This is a genomic window from Mycobacterium sp. TY815 (assembly GCF_030755135.1).
Lineage (GTDB): Bacteria > Actinomycetota > Actinomycetes > Mycobacteriales > Mycobacteriaceae > Mycobacterium.
Genome location: NZ_JAUFRX010000002.1, coordinates 1,001,970 through 1,017,490, shown reverse-complemented (window position 1 = coordinate 1,017,490; position 15,521 = coordinate 1,001,970). Strand labels below are relative to the sequence as shown.

Sequence of the window (15,521 nt, the reverse complement as noted above, 5' to 3'; positions counted from 1 at the left end):
GGCCAATGGCGCGCCAGGTTCGATCCGAGGTAACCCGGCGGAAGATTCTGGACGCGGCGATCGACGTCTTCAGTGAGGTCGGCTACGCCGCCGCCGGGTGGGGCACCATCATCGAGCGAACCGGCATGACCAAAGGCGCGCTCTACCATCACTTCGATTCCAAAGAGGCGCTGGCGTCGGACATCATCGACGAGGGCGCCGAGGTGCTCCTCGGAGCTTTTCGCAACGTGTGTGGTTCTGCGTCGCCTGCCTTGGAGAACATGATCCACGGCACCTTCGCCATCGCCAACGTGCTGAGCACCGACAAGACGGCACGCGCGGCCGAGCAGCTGATCGCGGCCCTGAGTGGGTTCAATGACGCCGCCGCGCGCTGCTGCGCGGGGTGGGTGGCAGAAATGGCCGCGCAGGCCCGCGAGGCGATCGACGAAGGCGATCTGCGCGAGGACGTCGACCCACAGTCCCTCGCGGAGTCCATCGTCGGCGCCATGTTCGGCACCCGGTTGCTGTCCATCGCGGTGACCCGCAGCCGGCGCAGCGACGGCATGCTCGACGAGCTCAACGGGCAGCTGAGCAAGATCTGGATTTTTCTGCTTCCCGGCGTCGCGGCCGAAGCGTCACTGCCCTACTTCCAGCAGTTCCTGGCCCGTGAGGCACTGCGGCACACGCGGTCCAGCGCGTCGGCAGGTGCCGCGGCCGGAGCTCCGGAGGGTATCTAGCGTCAGGCGCTGACGGCGCGCGCCCGCCGGTCCTTCACGATGCGCGCCGGAACGCCGGCAACGTCGACGTCGTCGGGCACCGGCTTGGTCACGACCGCACCCGCGTAGATGCCGACGCGGCTGCCCACATCGGCGCCGAGCACCATCGCGCCCGGGTAGATGAAGACGTCATCGCCGATGCTGGGGTACTCGCCCGGACGACCCTCGCCGATCGTCACCCCTTGGTGAATGCGGCAGTTGGCTCCGATCTTGGCCCGGTGATGCACGTGTACCCAGCCGACGTGGGCGACGGAGAGGCCGGGTCCGAAGGCGTTGAGCGGAATGCCGAATCCCAGCTTCTCGCCGAGGAACTTCAGCCGCAGGCGAAGATAGCCCGCGACGAGGTGGCCGAACGGCGTCCGCGCGGTATTCGTCCAATATTCCGTCTTGCGCAGCATGCGCTGGAAGTAAGGGGCCCGGTGCATGATCCGGTAGTGATGCCGCCAGCGCTCAAGTCCTTGCGCATGCAAGTCCGCCTCGAGGTAGGACTCCAAGTCGTTGCGAGTCTTGATCACACCTGAAACCATACTACAGGTATCAAGAATGCCCTATCTGGATACCGCAAGTCTAGGTGAATTCATATCTTGCACCGGTCCGGGGCGTGCCCGGGCCGGCCGGCGCCTAGCGCTCCTCTTCCCACAACTGTTCGGTCAGGTCCCGGAAAGCGGCCAGGGCAAATTTGTCGTCAGCGCGCATCACCGCCGACCTGCTCATCAGCGCCCGCACCACCGAGCCGTCCTTGTGCGCCAACTCGACCACCATGTTGGCCAGGGCGTGCACGAACGAGAGCAGCGAGGACTCCGACTCCGGAGCCTGGTGGAAGATCTCGTGAAACCGCAGTGCCAGCACCTCTTCCGGATCGCAACCCACCATCTGGGCAAATGCGGTGTTGGTGAACAGGATGCTGCCGTCATCCGCGATGGCGAGAACGGGAACCGGGATCCGTTCGAGCACCACCAGCGCAGGCAACTGCTTCAAGGTGGTCATCGGGGATTGGCTGGGCTGCCGATTCCGTCTTCGCTCCACTTGGCGATTATGGCCTATCGCTGCGGCACGTCTCACACCGCTTACCCCGAAAACCTGAACCGCGGTTCGTAATGTGGCCGTCCGGCTTCGTATTTGTTACTTGACGACTGGCCCGGAAACCCACTTGCTGTCACTCCGCCTCGGGTGCTTGATACCGCGGAAACACCCCGGACGGTGCGGGCAGTGCCGTTCCGGGGGCCAGCCGGGCGCCGGCCGCGGCGAACGTCCGTTGCTCGTCGGTCTGGCCGAGCAGGTCGAGTAACTTGCTCGCCGAATCCGGCATCACCGGGCTGACCAGAAGCGCCGCGATGCGGACCACCTCGCAGGTGACGTAAAGGGTGGTCCGGAACCGTACCTGGTCTGTCTCCGCTTCGCTCTTGCGCAGCACCCAGGGTTGTTGCGCGGAGAAGTACCGGTTCGCCTCGCCCAGCATCAGCCAGATCGCCTCGAGCGCCAAATGCATTGCCTGCGAGTCGAAATGGACACGGACGCGATCCAAGAGCCCGTCGGCCGTGGCCAGCAGCTCAGTGTCCGCGGCAACGAACTCACCTGGTTCCGGCACCACCGCGCCCAGATTCTTGGCCACCATGGACAGCGAACGCTGAGCCAGGTTCCCGAGTTCGTTGGCCAGGTCGGTATTGATCCGGGTGATGATCGATTCGTCGCTGTAACTGCCGTCTTGCCCGAAAGGTATCTCGCGCAACAGGAAATAGCGGACCTGGTCCACGCCGAAGGTATCGACGAGCGCCACCGGATCGACGATGTTGCCCACCGACTTACTCATCTTCTCGCCGCGATTGTGCAGGAACCCGTGCGCGAAAACCCTGCGCGGCAGCTCGATTCCGGCCGACATCAGAAAAGCCGGCCAATACACGGCGTGGAATCTGATGATGTCCTTGCCGATCATGTGCAAATCCGCGGGCCAGTAGCGGGCGAACAACTCCGAGTCGGTGTCGGGAAAGCCGGCGCCGGTCAGGTAATTGGTCAGCGCGTCGACCCAGACATACATGATGTGGTCCGGATGCCCGGGAACCTGTACACCCCAGTCGAACGACGTCCGCGAGATGGACAGGTCGTCCAAACCGCCGGAGACGAAGCTGACGACTTCGTTGCGCCGGGTCTCGGGGGCGATGAAGCCGGGGTTGTCCCGGTAGTGCGCCAGCAGCTTGTCGGCGTAGGCGGACAGCCGGAAGAAGTAGGTCTGCTCCTCGGTCCAGGTCACCGGCGTGCCGGTCTCGACCGCGATCCGGGTGCCGTCTTCGAGCAGGCGGGTTTCCGATTCGACGAAGAACCGCTCGTCGCGCACCGAGTACCAGCCGGCGTAGTTGTCCAGATAGATGTCGCCGGCGGCCTCCATGCGCCGCCAGATTTCCTTCGACGACTCGTGATGGTCGGGGTCGGTGGTGCGGATGAACCGGTCGAAGGAGATGTTGAGCTTCTCCTGCATGCGCTGGAAAACGTCGGAGTTGCTGCGCGCCAGTTGCGCGGTCGGCACCCCGGCGGCCGCGGCGGCCTGGGCGACCTTGAGGCCGTGCTCGTCGGTTCCGGTCAGGAAACGCACGTCGAAGCCGTCGAGTCGCTTGAAGCGGGCGATGGCGTCGGTCGCGATGTACTCGTACGCGTGACCCATGTGCGGCGCGCCGTTGGGATAGGCGATCGCGGTGGTGACGTAATACGGCTTCGGCAGGTGTTGGTTCATTGCGGCTCCACCCTAATCGGGTCGCCCGGTGCCCCGCGTGTGCACATATCGTGGGCGGCGTGAGCGCCAGACGAGAAGCACCGCCGCCGCCGGAGCCGCTTTCGCCGTTGATCGACGCGCATACCCATCTGGACGCCTGCGGGGTTTCCGACGCGCCGGGAGTGCGTGCCCTGCTCGACCGCGCGGCGGCCGTCGGCGTCGCCGCGGTGGTCACCATCGCCGACGACCTGGAATCGGCGCGCTGGGTGACGCGCGCGGTGGAGTGGGATCCACGTGCCTACGGCGCGGTCGCCCTGCATCCGACGCGCACGGGCGCGCTGACCCCGGATGCGCGCGCCGAGATCGAGAGATTGGCGAACCACCCCCGCGTGGTGGCGGTTGGCGAGACGGGCATGGACCTGTATTGGCCGGGCCGGCTCGACGGATGCGCGCCGCCGGATGTGCAACGTGAAGCCTTCGCCTGGCATATCGACCTGGCCAAGCGGACCGGCAAGCCGCTGATGATTCACAACCGCGACGCCGACCGGGAGGTGCTTGACGTGCTGCGCGCGGAGGGCGCGCCGGAGACTGTGATCTTTCACTGCTTCTCATCCGGCAGTGAGATGGCTCGCACTTGTTCGGCGGCGGGATGGTTGCTGAGCCTGTCCGGGACGATCAGCTTCCGTAACGCCCGCGACCTGCGCGAAGCCGTTCCGCTGATACCGGTGGACCAGATATTGGTGGAAACCGACGCGCCATTTCTCACCCCGCATCCATATCGGGGCGCAGCGAACGAGTCCTACTGCCTGCCCTACACCGTGCGCGCCCTTGCTGAACTGGTGAATCGCCCGCCCGAGGAATTAGCGGAAATCACCACGAGCAACGCTCGCCGGGCGTACCGGCTGGATGAAGTGGAGGCTTCCTAGCTCCTGAACCGGCACAGAATCTTTCAGTAGGAGTTGCTCAGCACTCGCCGGTTCGTTACCGTCTTGTGATCGAACGGGTGGGCCTATGGGCCCATTTGTTATTTCAGCTGAATATGGTCGGTAGCTCGTCTCGAACTTTTGCTGCGTTGTTGCTGCGTAAGGGTCGTGGTAGGTCGGAACAGACTTGGGATACGTAGAGATTGACTGGGATTGACATTGAATCTGCTTACTAAACTTCATCAAACTGAATCGCCCACATTGCGCCTGCTGGTTGGCGCCCTGCTGTTGGCACTCACATTCGCCGGCGGATACGCCGTGTCCGCATCCAAGACCGTCACGCTGACCATCGACGGCACCTCGATGAAGGTGCAGACGATGAGGTCGCGGGTGATCGACATCGTCCGGGAGAACGGTTTCGCCGTCGAGGAGCGCGACGACCTGTACCCCGCTGCCGACGTCACCGTCGGCGACTCGGCCACGATCGTGCTGCGTCGCAGCCGGCCGTTGGAGATCACGCTGGACGGCCAGAACTCGCGGCAGGTGTGGACCACGGCCTCGACGGTGGACGAGGCGCTGGCGCAGCTGGCCCTGACCGACACCGCGCCCGCCGCGGCGTCGCGCGCCAGCCGTGTCCCGCTGGCGGGGATGGCCCTGCCCGTCGTCAGTGCCAAGACGGTTCAGATCGATGACGGCGGCACCGTCCGCACGGTGCACCTGCCCGCGCCGAACGTGGCCGAACTGCTCAACGCCGCCGGCGCGCCGCTGCAGGACAGCGACCAGGTGATCCCCGCTCCGGCGACACCGATCACCGACGGCATGCAGATCCAGGTCACCCGCAACCGGATCGAGCGCGTCACCGAGCGCGTGCCGCTTCCTCCGCCGGCGCGCCGCATCGAAGACCCCGAGATGAACATGAGCCGTGAGGTCGTCGAAGATCCGGGCGCACCGGGCATGCAGGACGTCACGTTCTCCGTGGCCCAGGTGAACGGTGTCGAGACCGGTCGCCTGCCGATCGCCAATGTGGTGGTGACCCCGGCCCGCGAAGCCGTGGTGCGGGTCGGCGCCAAGCCCGGTACCGAGGTGCCGCCCGTCAGCGACGGAACCATCTGGGACTCGCTGGCCGGCTGTGAGGCCGGTGGCAACTGGGCCATCAACACCGGAAACGGGTTCTTCGGCGGTGTGCAGTTCGACCAGGGCACCTGGGAGGCCAACGGCGGATTGCGCTACGCCCCGCGCGCTGACATGGCCACCCGCGAGGAGCAGATCGCGATCGCCGAAGTGACCCGGCAGCGCCAGGGTTGGGGCGCCTGGCCCGTGTGCAGTGGACGAGTGGGTGCCCGCTGACGATCCGGCTGCTCGGGCGCACCGAGATCCGGCGGTTGGCCAAGGAGCTTGATTTCCGGCCGCGAAAGTCCTTCGGACAGAACTTCGTACACGACGCCAACACCGTGCGCCGGATCGTCACGGCATCTGGCATCGGCAAGTCCGACGTCGTCGTGGAAGTGGGCCCGGGACTGGGTTCGCTGACGCTCGCGCTGCTTGATCGCGGCGCGACCGTGGCCGCCGTCGAGATCGATCCGGTGCTGGCCGCCCGGCTGCCCCAGACGGTGGCCGAGCATTCCAACAGCGAAGCCCAGCGGCTCACCGTGCTGCACCATGACGTGCTGACGCTGCGCCGTGGAGACCTCGCTCAGCAGTTGCCCACCGAACCGACCGCGGTGGTGGCCAATCTGCCGTACAACGTCGCGGTTCCGGCGATCCTGCATCTGCTTGCCGAATTTCCCTCCATCCGCACCGTGACGGTGATGGTGCAGGCCGAAGTCGCCGAGCGGCTGGCCGCCGTGCCGGGCGGCAAGGAATACGGTGTGCCCAGCGTCAAGGTGAACTTCTACGGCCGGGTGCGGCGCTGCGGCACGGTGTCGCCGACGGTGTTCTGGCCCATCCCGCGTGTCTACTCCGGCCTGGTGCGCATCGACCGTTACGAGACGTCGCCGTGGCCCACCGACGAAGGATTTCGCAAGCGGGTCTTCGAGCTGATCGACATCGCGTTCGCGCAGCGCCGCAAGACGTCGCGCAATGCGTTCGTAGAGTGGGCCGGATCGGGGAACGAATCGGCGCGCCGATTGCTGGCCGCCAGCATCGACCCCGCCCGCCGCGGCGAGACGCTGTCGATCGAAGACTTCGTCCGGCTGTTGCAGCGATCCGGTGACGGGGACCTCGGGAACGGCGCGGCGCCGGATCCCGTTCCGGCAACCACTGGGTGAGCACACACAGCGGGGGTGCCGCTACGTGTGGTTCGCCGCGGGCAGCGATAGTCTGCTGCGGTGTCAGCATCTGACGGCAACACCGCCGAGCTGTGGGTGCCCACCGGGTCAACCACCGTTCGGGTGCCGGGGAAGGTCAACCTCTACCTGGCCGTAGGCGACCGCCGCGACGACGGCTACCACGAGCTGACGACGGTTTTTCACGCCGTGTCGCTGTTCGACGAGGTGACGGTCCGCAATGCCGATGTGCTCTCGCTGGAGCACGTCGGCGAGGGCGCCGACACGCTGCCCACCGATGAACGCAACCTCGCCTGGCGGGCGGCCGAGCTGATGGCCGATCACGTCGGGCGCGCTCCCGACGTGTCGATCCTGATCGACAAATCGATTCCGCTGGCCGGAGGCATGGCCGGCGGCAGCGCCGATGCGGCCGCCGTGTTGGTGGCGATGAACGCCTTGTGGGAGCTCAACCTGCCCCGCCGCGACCTGCGGCTGATGGCCGCCCAGCTGGGCAGCGACGTCCCGTTCGCGTTGCACGGCGGGACCGCGCTGGGCACCGGGCGTGGTGAGGAGCTGGCCACCGTGTTGTCCCGCAACACCTTTCACTGGGTGCTGGCCTTCGCTGACAGTGGGCTGATGACGCCGGCGGTGTATGCGGAGCTGGACCGGTTGCGCGAGGTCGGGGATCCGCCGCGGCTGGACGAGCCCGGCCCGGTGCTGGCCGCGTTGGCGGCCGGTGACCCCCAGCAACTCGCGCCGCTGCTGGGCAACGAAATGCAGGCCGCGGCGGTGAGCCTGGATCCGGCGCTGCGGCGGGCACTGCGCGCGGGAGTGGAAGCGGGGGCACTGGCCGGCATCGTGTCCGGTTCGGGTCCCACCTGCGCCTTCCTGTGTGAATCGGCGGACTCCGCGGTGGACGTCGGCACCCAGTTGTCCGGGGCGGGCGTGTGCCGCACCGTCCGCGTCGCCACCGGGCCGGTGCCGGGTGCCCGTGTCGTCCCCGCGCCCGCGACGCATGGCGAATGAATCGCAGGGCCGTTAACGCGGCTGTGACATCGCACTCATGTCGCGTTACCGTTTGGCACTTACTTAAGGATTGCTTAAGATAATCCGCGGTGGCGAGTACCGGCAGCCCAACGCAGGGCCGCAGCTCTCTATCAAATCGAGACCTAACCGCTCCTCAACGTGTGCGCGCGCCTGCCTACAAGCGTGATGTGGCAAGTGCAACATGAAAGCTCGGACCTTGGGGACAGCGCTAGTACCGAGGAGGTTTGCGTGAGCAGGTTTACCGAGAAGATGTTCCGCAATGCCCGAACGGCGACAACGGGCATGGTCACCGGTGAACCCCACGAACCTGTCCGTCACACCTGGGGCGAGGTGCACGAGCGCGCTCGTTGTATCGCAGGCGGCCTGGCCGCCGCGGGCGTCGGACTCGGCGACGCTGTCGGCGTCCTCGCCGGATTCCCTGTGGAGATCGCTCCGACCGCCCAGGGCCTGTGGATGCGCGGGGCGAGCCTGACCATGCTGCACCAGCCCACGCCGCGCACCGACCTGGCCGTGTGGGCGGAAGACACCATGACCGTCATCGGCATGATCGAGGCCAAGGCCGTCATCGTCTCCGAGCCGTTCACGGTGGCCATCCCGGTGCTGCAGGAGAAGGGCATCACGGTTCTCACCGTGGCCGACCTGCTGGCGTCGGAACCGATCGATCCGATCGAGGTCGGCGAGGACGAACTGGCGCTCATGCAGCTGACGTCGGGATCCACCGGTTCCCCGAAGGCGGTGCAGATCACCCACCGCAACATCTACTCCAACGCCGAGGCGATGTTCATCGGCGCCGAGTACGACGTCGACAAGGACGTCATGGTCAGCTGGTTGCCCTGCTTCCACGACATGGGCATGGTCGGATTCCTCACCATCCCGATGTACTTCGGCGCCGAGCTGGTCAAGGTGACGCCGATGGACTTCCTGCGCGACACGCTGCTGTGGGCCAAGCTCATCGACAAGTACAAGGGCACGATGACCGCGGCGCCCAACTTCGCGTACGCCCTGCTGGCCAAGCGGCTGCGCCGCAACGCCAAGCCGGGCGACTTCGACCTCTCGACGCTGCGCTTCGCGCTGTCCGGCGCCGAGCCCGTCGAACCCGCCGACGTCGAGGACCTGCTCGACGCCGGCAAGCCGTTCGGCCTGCGGTCGTCGGCGATCCTGCCGGCCTACGGCATGGCCGAGACCACGCTGGCGGTGTCGTTCTCCAAGTGCAACTCGGGCCTGGTCGTCGACGAGGTCGACGCCGATCTGATGGCCGCGCTGCGCCGGGCCGTTCCCGCCACCAAGGGCAATACCCGCCGGCTGGCTACGCTCGGGCCGCTGCTGAAAGACCTCGAGGCTCGGGTGGTGGACGAGAACGGCAACGTGATGGCGGCCCGCGGCGTCGGGGTCATCGAGTTGCGTGGTGAGTCCCTCACCCCGGGCTACACCACCATGGGTGGCTTCATCCCGGCACAGGACGAGCACGGCTGGTACGACACGGGCGACCTCGGCTATCTCACCGACGAGGGTCATGTTGTGGTGTGCGGCCGCGTCAAGGACGTCATCATCATGGCCGGCCGCAACATCTACCCGACCGACATCGAGCGGGCCGCGGGCCGCGTCGACGGCGTCCGCCCTGGCTGCGCGGTAGCAGTGCGTCTGGACGCCGGGCATTCCCGGGAATCGTTCGCCGTCGCCGTCGAGTCGAACGCCTTCGAGGACCCGGCCGAGGTACGCCGCATCGAACACCAAGTGGCGCACGAAGTCGTCAAGGAGGTCGACGTGCGGCCGCGCAACGTCGTGGTGCTGGGCCCGGGGACCATTCCGAAGACACCGTCGGGCAAGCTGCGCCGGTCGAACTCCGTCACCCTGGTCACCTAGGCAGCGCGCCGAATAGTGCCTCCGGCTCGCGCCGGGTGGCTTCTTCTCTTTCGCTTCGTGGCTGTCGGCTCTTGAGCTCGAGCCACCTCCTGGGCAATTCTCGTAATGCCATCTTTTTGGATGGTCGTTGCCCGTCTCCGAGGGGAGCCACAGGGATGTCGTCGCCAATCCGAGTGTTACTAGCAGTCGTCACTGTCTGGTTTGTCGCTGCGACGGTGGCCGGTTGCCACGACGGCCGCAGCATGGGGCCCACCGGGGAGCCGACCAGCGCCGGCCCCGCCGACGGCTCACGCGGCGTTTCGACCAAGTTCGTCAGCTACACCGCCAACCAGGGATTCGAAGCCACGGTAGCTGCGTTGACGAAGGCGGCCGCCGAGCACGGGATGACGATCGTCGGCGAAGTGAACCAGGACGCTGAATTGGCGGCGAACGGGCTGCGCCTGCCCGGAGCGCACACGTTCTTCGTCGGCAACCCGCAGCTCGGCAAAACGTTTTTCGATGCCACCAAAGCCATCGGCGCGGTTGTCCCGGTCCGTATGCACGTGTGGGTTGACGCAGACGGTCCGGCCCACATCGGCTATTTCGATCCGGCACCGCAGTTCGCGTCCGTCGATCCCGGACTCGGCGACGGCGGACAGCAGATCTCTCAGCAGATCCGAACCATTGCCGAAGCTGCCGCCGGCGGTCCGATGACCACAACCCCGGTCGAAACCCGGTTCGTCACGGTCACGGCCAACGGTGAATACGAGGCGACGATCGGCGCGCTGCACGATGCCGCCGACAAACACGGCATGGTCATCCTCGGTGACTTGAACGAAGAGACAAGGTTGAAGGCGGTGGGGGTGCAATCCCAGCACGCGCACAGTTTCTTCCTCGGTGATCCGCAGATCGGCAAAACGCTGTTCGGCGCTAACCAGGCGATCGGGGTGGTGGTTCCGGTGCGGGTGACGGTGTGGGCGAGCGACCGGGGTGGTCCGGCTTCGATCAGCTACTTCGATCCGGCCCCGGAGTTCACCGCTGTCGATCCGGCCCTCGCCGACGCGGGGAGGAAGATTTCGGACGCGATCCGCGCGACGGTCGACACCGCGGCCGGCAAGCCGTGACGCGCTGGTCTCGGTTGGTCAGCCACTGAGAAGGTTGGCGCTCACACTGGTGGACGTCATCGGCAGTCTCCCGGAAGTCGGGTGGCAGGAAGGTGGCTCGCCACAGTTGCTGCGTCACATGACTTAACTAGTGGCGCAGTTGATTTCGGCACTGATCAGGTTCCGATCAGACGTAACGACGCCCACAGCGCCACTACCGCCGCGACGACCGCGACCGGCGTGGTGAGCAACCCGAGTTTGGTGAATTCGCCCAGCTTGGTGGAGTGCCCGCGCTGGTGCAGGACGCGTCGCCACAGCATGGTCGCCAGTGACCCGGTGTAGGTGAGGTTCGGGCCGATGTTGACCCCCAGGAGAACCGCCAGGACGGCGGCGGGACCGGCGGGCGCCACCAGCGGAACCAGCATCAATACCGCGGGCAGGTTGTTGACGACATTCGCCGCCACCGCGGCAACGGCAGCGATGGCCAGCAATCCGAGCAGTCCATCGGGATGCGGAAGCCGGCTGCGCAGCGCGTTGTCGAGCCCGTTGTCGATGACGGCCCGCACCACCACGCCCAGGGCGAGCACGAAGATGAGAAAGGGGATGTCCGAGGAGCGGGCCATCGCGACAACGCCGGTCTTGCGTGACGCCGTCGCATGCACGGCAAGAACGAGGGCGCCCGCGGCGGCTGCCCATGCGGGATTGACGCCCACGGCAGAGGTGACGACGAAGCCGGCCAGGGTGGCGGCCACGGTGGCGATGGCAAATTTCGGGGGAGTGGGCATCGGCTCGTCGGCAGGCGGCGCTTGCGGCTCGGCGGCCCCCAGGTCTTCGCGAAAGAACCGTCGAAACACCAGATATTCCACGCCGATTGCGGCAACCCAGGGCAGCGCCATCAGGGCAGTGAAGTGGGTGAAGCTCAGACCGGTCGCCGACAACGCCAGCAGATTGGTCAGATTCGACACCGGCAGCAACAGCGAAGCGCTGTTGGAAAGATGGGCGCACGCGTAGAGGTGCGGACGGGCCCGTACCCGCAACTGCGCTGCAGTGGCCGACACCACCGGGGTGAGGAGCACGACCGTCGCATCGAGGCTGAAGACGACCGTCACCAACGAGGCCGCGGCGAATACCGCGAACAACAAACGCCCGGACCCCCCGCCGGCAGCGCGGGCGATCCAGGCGCCGCACCACGTGAAGAGCCCCTCCTCCGCGCACGCCTGCGACAGCACCAGGACGGCGGCCAGAAACCCGACGACCGGCGCCAGCTCGAGCACTTCGCTGCGTGCGTCAGCAAACGAAACCGCTCCGATACCGACCACGACGGCGGCCGCGGGCACTGCGATCACGGCCTCCGGCCAGCCGAATGGCCGGATTACCGCAGCGGTCAAGACCAGCGCCAGCAGCACAGCCGAAATCGACTCGGCTACAACTAGACTCAACCGATTGGCCCCCCGCCTCACACAAGTCGGTCAACGATACCCGAGGATCCGGCACCGTGCATGCGCTGTGGGTCGCGCGCGGACTCCGTCAACGGCGGTGTGACCAATCGCGCGCCGCCGCGACAAATGTGGTGACGAAATCTCTTTGTGCCGAGTCGAATTCGCTGCTGTAGTCCATCGCGTCGTTGACCGCCCGGTGCTCGAAATTCAGCGAACAGCAGTCCGTGAGGTAGCCCTCGATGTACATGCTGGTGGCGCTGAGGGTGACCAGCGCGGTGTCGTCGGTGACCGGCGGGTCGACGAGGTTGTGCGAGCCGGTGCGCAGGATGCGGATCTGGTCATCGACGAAGTGGTCCGCTTCCCGGGTAGCGCTTGCCCGGAGAATGCCGGTAGGACCCAGGTAGTGGCAGTTCAGCATGTCGTGGTCGGCGGTGCCGCGCGCCATCTTCACCTTCCCGCCGACCAGGTGATCGGCGACCCGCACGCCGGCGCATTCGGGAGCGATATCCTGTTGCGGCGCAGCGAAGTCCGTCGGTAACTTGTTGGCCACGATCCGGGCCAGGATGACCAGTTGCTGTTGGGTGACCATCTCGTTGGGTGCGCCCAGCAGGGGCGTCCAGGTGAGCACGAACTGGGTCGAACCATGGTCTACGGCGATCGCCGACTCCGTTTCCGCGCGCACGAAGAACGCTTTGTCGGAATCGACGGTGACGTCCTGGCTGTTCCGGACGCGGCGGCCGCCGATGAGATCGGCGACGTCGGACACCGGCCCGCCGATCGGAACGCTGAGCACGACACCGCCGAGGTCGTCCTTCGGCCCGTAATGGCACGACGCCATGCCGGCCGCGTGAAACGTCGAAGTGTCCAGCCGCTTGGTCGCCAGAATCTGCGGGGTGAGGCGGTGATACGTGGTCTGGACATCGGCGATCGGTAGCGCCGCGCACAGATCGGAGATCCGCGATTGCGGCGGGTTCGGCGCCGGCGCACACCCCGTAGTGGCCAGCAGGAAAGCCGTGGCCAGCAGGAGGCATGCGGCCCCGTCTCGCAAGGTGTGCATCCAGGCCGACGTTACGGGACTTCTGTTGGCCGGCCTACCACGCGTGGACACGGTTCTGGGCGGGCTCGAGCCCGAATTCGATGAGCAACTCTGCGGCGTCGGCCGCCTGCTCACAGATGGTGGGGATTTCGGCGCGCTCGGCGGCGTTGAACGGCTCCAGCACGAAGGCTGCCGGATCTTTCCGTCCGGGCGGGCGGCCGATCCCGATCCGGACGCGGTGAAAGTCTTTGCTGCCCAGGGCGGCAGCCACCGAGCGCAACCCGTTGTGGCCTCCTTCGCCACCGCCGAGCTTGAGCCGGATGCGCCCGAAATCGAGATCGAGTTCGTCATGCAGCACGATGATGTCGGCCGGCGGCACCGAGTAGAACTTGGCCAGCGGACCCACCTGGCGGCCCGACTCGTTCATGTAGCAGCGTGGCTTGGCCAGCACCACCGGACGTCCAGCCAACCGGCCGGTGCTTATCTCGGCGCCGGAACGCTTGTGCGCCTTAAACTTCGCACCAAGCCGGGCGGCGAGGACGTCGGCAACCATGAACCCGACATTGTGCCGGGTCCGGGCGTAGTTCTCGCCCGGATTGCCCAGGCCGACCACCAGAAGGGGTTCGGCCACGGTGTGCTACTCGGACTCGGCTTCGGCTGCCTGGGCCTCGCCCGCTTCTTCGCCGGCTTCGCCCTCTGCTGCCGCGGCCTCGCCTTCCTCGCCCGCACCCTCTTCGGCCAGGTCCTCGGCAGTCGGCGCCTGCACCACGTTGACCACGAGCAGTTCCGGGTCGGAAATCAGGTTCACGCCGCGGGGCAGCTCGATCTGGCCGGCGGTGAACTGGGTGCCTATTTCGGCACCCTCGACCGACACGGTCAGCTGCTCGGGAATCGACAGCGCCTCGGCCTCGATCTCGATGGTGTTGGCGTCCTGGGTGACCAGGGTGTCCGGACCCGCCTCACCCTCGACGACGACGTTGACCTCGACGGTCACCTTTTCGCCGCGCCGCACGACCAGCAGGTCGGCGTGCTGGATGGTCCGCCTGATCGGGTGGATCTCGATCGCCTTGGTCAGCGCGAGCTGCTCCTTGCCGCCGATGTCCAGGGTGAGCACCGCGTTGGTGCCGGAGTGCCGCAACACTGCCGCGAAGTCGTGTCCGGGCAGCTCGAGGTGCTGCGGGTCGCTGCCGTGGCCGTACAGGACGGCGGGAATCTTGCCTTCGCGGCGGGCCCGGCGGGATGCACCCTTGCCGGTCTCGGTACGCACCGTGACGGCGAGTTGGTTGACTGTTGCTTTGGCCATGTGTCGCTCCTGTGTGTAAGGCACGGCCAGGGATCGCGACAGAATGCCGGTCTCCGTCGATAACGGTGCTGGTCTGTTGCCCAGCCACCCTCGCCGTGACGCCGGGTCAGGTTATCCCACCGGCGGGCCAGAGCGGAAATCCCCCCGGGGGTCGCCCAGTGGCGCGAGCAGACGTGAACTCGCACTGGAACGCGCGTTCCAGTGCGAGTTCACGTCTGCTCAGCGGGGGGGTCAGAGCGGAAACGAGGTGCCGGTGAGCTGCTCAGAGAGGTCCCACAGCGCGGCGGCGGTCTTCGTGTCCCGGGCGGCGCCGCTACGACCGACCGGCTGGGTCCGGCCCACGTAGCCGAATCGGGGCCCGATGAACGAGTCGCCGGGTAAGTCCTGGGAGGCGGCGTACAGCGTCTGGCGGGCTCCGAAGTCGGCGTCGGTGGCGATGACGCGTGTGGCCGCCGACATGATCGCGTCACCGAGCTTGCGCCCGGAGGCGCCCTGCAGATTGGTGTGCGAGTAGCCGGGGTGCGCCGCCAGCGCACGCAGCGACGAACCCGCCCTGTCGAGTCGGCGCTGCAGTTCGCTGGTGAACAGCAGGTTGGCCAGCTTGGACTGTGCGTAGGCCAGCCACGGCGAGTAGCGGCGGTTCTTGAAGTTGAGGTCAGCCAGGTCGATCCGGCCGGGCCAGTGCGCCATCGAGGACACCGTCACCACCCGGTCGCTGAGTTTCGGCAGCAGCAGGTTGGTCAGCGCGAAGTGGCCGAGGTGGTTGGTGCCGATCTGACTCTCGAAGCCGTCGACGGTCAGCGAATACGGCGCGGCCATGATGCCGGCGTTGTTGATCAGGACGTCGGCGCTCTCGACACCCTCGGCGAATTCCCGCACCGACGACAGGTCCTGCAGGTCGAGTGCCCGAACCTGCACCAGGCCGCGGATGCCGGCTGCCGCTTTCTCGCCTTTGGCCGTATTGCGGACGGCCATGATGACCGTGGCCCCGCGCCCGGCCAACTCCCGGGCCGTCACCTCGCCCAGTCCGCTGTTGGCGCCCGTGATGACGACGGTGCGTCCGGCGAACGAGGGAAGGTCAGCCGCTGTCCAATTGGTCATGGTC

The 15,521-nt window shown here is 66.7% G+C and carries 15 protein-coding genes; 7 read left to right on the top strand and 8 right to left on the bottom strand.

The window, feature by feature from the left end; genetic code table 11:
* Positions 1-5 precede the first annotated feature (5 nt).
* On the top strand, positions 6-716 hold the full coding sequence (locus tag QXK92_RS24140; RefSeq protein ID WP_306245774.1) for a TetR/AcrR family transcriptional regulator: 711 nt from the start codon (positions 6-8) through the stop codon (positions 714-716).
* A 2-nt stretch (positions 717-718) separates the two neighbouring features.
* Here QXK92_RS24140 and QXK92_RS24135 read toward each other — a convergent pair whose 3' ends face one another.
* The 3 genes from QXK92_RS24135 to metG all read right to left on the bottom strand — a co-directional run bounded on the left by QXK92_RS24135 (position 719) and on the right by metG (position 3,480).
* Complete coding sequence (locus QXK92_RS24135) at positions 719-1,270, bottom strand: serine acetyltransferase (protein ID WP_306245773.1); 552 nt, start codon at positions 1,268-1,270, stop codon at positions 719-721.
* 106 nt (positions 1,271-1,376) lie between these two features.
* The gene (locus QXK92_RS24130; protein WP_306245772.1) at positions 1,377-1,742 is read right to left on the bottom strand and encodes a PAS domain-containing protein; all 366 of its coding nucleotides are present in this window, start codon (positions 1,740-1,742) and stop codon (positions 1,377-1,379) included.
* A gap of 169 nt (positions 1,743-1,911) precedes the next feature.
* On the bottom strand, positions 1,912-3,480 hold the full coding sequence (gene metG / locus QXK92_RS24125) for a methionine--tRNA ligase (RefSeq protein ID WP_306245771.1): 1,569 nt from the start codon (positions 3,478-3,480) through the stop codon (positions 1,912-1,914).
* Positions 3,481-3,530: 50 nt separating this feature from the next.
* Between metG and QXK92_RS24120 the strand changes: the two genes are divergently transcribed.
* The 6 genes from QXK92_RS24120 (at position 3,531) to QXK92_RS24095 (ending at position 10,659) form a co-directional block, all read left to right on the top strand.
* Entirely contained in the window at positions 3,531-4,385 is an 855-nt protein-coding gene (locus QXK92_RS24120) for a TatD family hydrolase (protein WP_371934301.1), read from the top strand.
* A 216-nt stretch (positions 4,386-4,601) separates the two neighbouring features.
* On the top strand, positions 4,602-5,729 hold the full coding sequence (locus QXK92_RS24115) for a resuscitation-promoting factor (RefSeq protein WP_306245770.1): 1,128 nt from the start codon (positions 4,602-4,604) through the stop codon (positions 5,727-5,729).
* Positions 5,693-6,649: a 16S rRNA (adenine(1518)-N(6)/adenine(1519)-N(6))-dimethyltransferase RsmA gene (gene rsmA / locus QXK92_RS24110; protein WP_371934310.1), complete on the top strand. Its 957-nt coding sequence runs from the start codon at positions 5,693-5,695 to the stop codon at positions 6,647-6,649. The genes QXK92_RS24115 and rsmA overlap by 37 nt, the downstream gene beginning before the upstream one ends.
* A 60-nt stretch (positions 6,650-6,709) precedes the next feature.
* On the top strand, positions 6,710-7,672 hold the full coding sequence (locus tag QXK92_RS24105) for a 4-(cytidine 5'-diphospho)-2-C-methyl-D-erythritol kinase (protein ID WP_306245768.1): 963 nt from the start codon (positions 6,710-6,712) through the stop codon (positions 7,670-7,672).
* Positions 7,673-7,921: 249 nt separating this feature from the next.
* Positions 7,922-9,556, top strand: a complete 1,635-nt coding sequence (locus QXK92_RS24100; RefSeq protein WP_306245767.1) for a fatty acyl-AMP ligase — start codon at positions 7,922-7,924, stop codon at positions 9,554-9,556.
* Between the two features lie 155 nt (positions 9,557-9,711).
* Complete coding sequence (locus QXK92_RS24095; RefSeq protein ID WP_306245766.1) at positions 9,712-10,659, top strand: DUF302 domain-containing protein; 948 nt, start codon at positions 9,712-9,714, stop codon at positions 10,657-10,659.
* A 155-nt stretch (positions 10,660-10,814) separates the two neighbouring features.
* Here QXK92_RS24095 and QXK92_RS24090 read toward each other — a convergent pair whose 3' ends face one another.
* The 5 genes from QXK92_RS24090 to QXK92_RS24070 all read right to left on the bottom strand — a co-directional run bounded on the left by QXK92_RS24090 (position 10,815) and on the right by QXK92_RS24070 (position 15,517).
* Complete coding sequence (locus QXK92_RS24090) at positions 10,815-12,077, bottom strand: SLC13 family permease (protein WP_306245765.1); 1,263 nt, start codon at positions 12,075-12,077, stop codon at positions 10,815-10,817.
* Between the two features lie 88 nt (positions 12,078-12,165).
* Positions 12,166-13,134, bottom strand: a complete 969-nt coding sequence (locus QXK92_RS24085; RefSeq protein WP_306245764.1) for a hypothetical protein — start codon at positions 13,132-13,134, stop codon at positions 12,166-12,168.
* Positions 13,135-13,168: 34 nt separating this feature from the next.
* On the bottom strand, positions 13,169-13,744 hold the full coding sequence (pth, locus tag QXK92_RS24080) for an aminoacyl-tRNA hydrolase (protein WP_306245763.1): 576 nt from the start codon (positions 13,742-13,744) through the stop codon (positions 13,169-13,171).
* Between the two features lie 6 nt (positions 13,745-13,750).
* The gene (locus tag QXK92_RS24075; protein WP_306245762.1) at positions 13,751-14,416 is read right to left on the bottom strand and encodes a 50S ribosomal protein L25/general stress protein Ctc; all 666 of its coding nucleotides are present in this window, start codon (positions 14,414-14,416) and stop codon (positions 13,751-13,753) included.
* Between the two features lie 231 nt (positions 14,417-14,647).
* Positions 14,648-15,517 carry an oxidoreductase gene (locus QXK92_RS24070; protein ID WP_306245761.1) on the bottom strand — a complete coding sequence of 290 codons (870 nt, stop codon included), beginning with the start codon at positions 15,515-15,517 and terminating at the stop codon, positions 14,648-14,650.
* Positions 15,518-15,521 lie beyond the last annotated feature (4 nt).

Coding starts and splice junctions, on each gene's coding strand:
- QXK92_RS24140 (WP_306245774.1), top strand. CDS start 6: ATGGCGCGCCAGGTTCGATCCGAGGTAACCCGGCGGAAGATTCTGGAC.
- QXK92_RS24130 (WP_306245772.1), bottom strand. CDS start 1,742: ATGACCACCTTGAAGCAGTTGCCTGCGCTGGTGGTGCTCGAACGGATC.
- metG (WP_306245771.1), bottom strand. CDS start 3,480: ATGAACCAACACCTGCCGAAGCCGTATTACGTCACCACCGCGATCGCC.
- QXK92_RS24095 (WP_306245766.1), top strand. CDS start 9,712: ATGTCGTCGCCAATCCGAGTGTTACTAGCAGTCGTCACTGTCTGGTTT.
- QXK92_RS24085 (WP_306245764.1), bottom strand. CDS start 13,134: ATGCACACCTTGCGAGACGGGGCCGCATGCCTCCTGCTGGCCACGGCT.
- QXK92_RS24075 (WP_306245762.1), bottom strand. CDS start 14,416: ATGGCCAAAGCAACAGTCAACCAACTCGCCGTCACGGTGCGTACCGAG.
- QXK92_RS24070 (WP_306245761.1), bottom strand. CDS start 15,517: ATGACCAATTGGACAGCGGCTGACCTTCCCTCGTTCGCCGGACGCACC.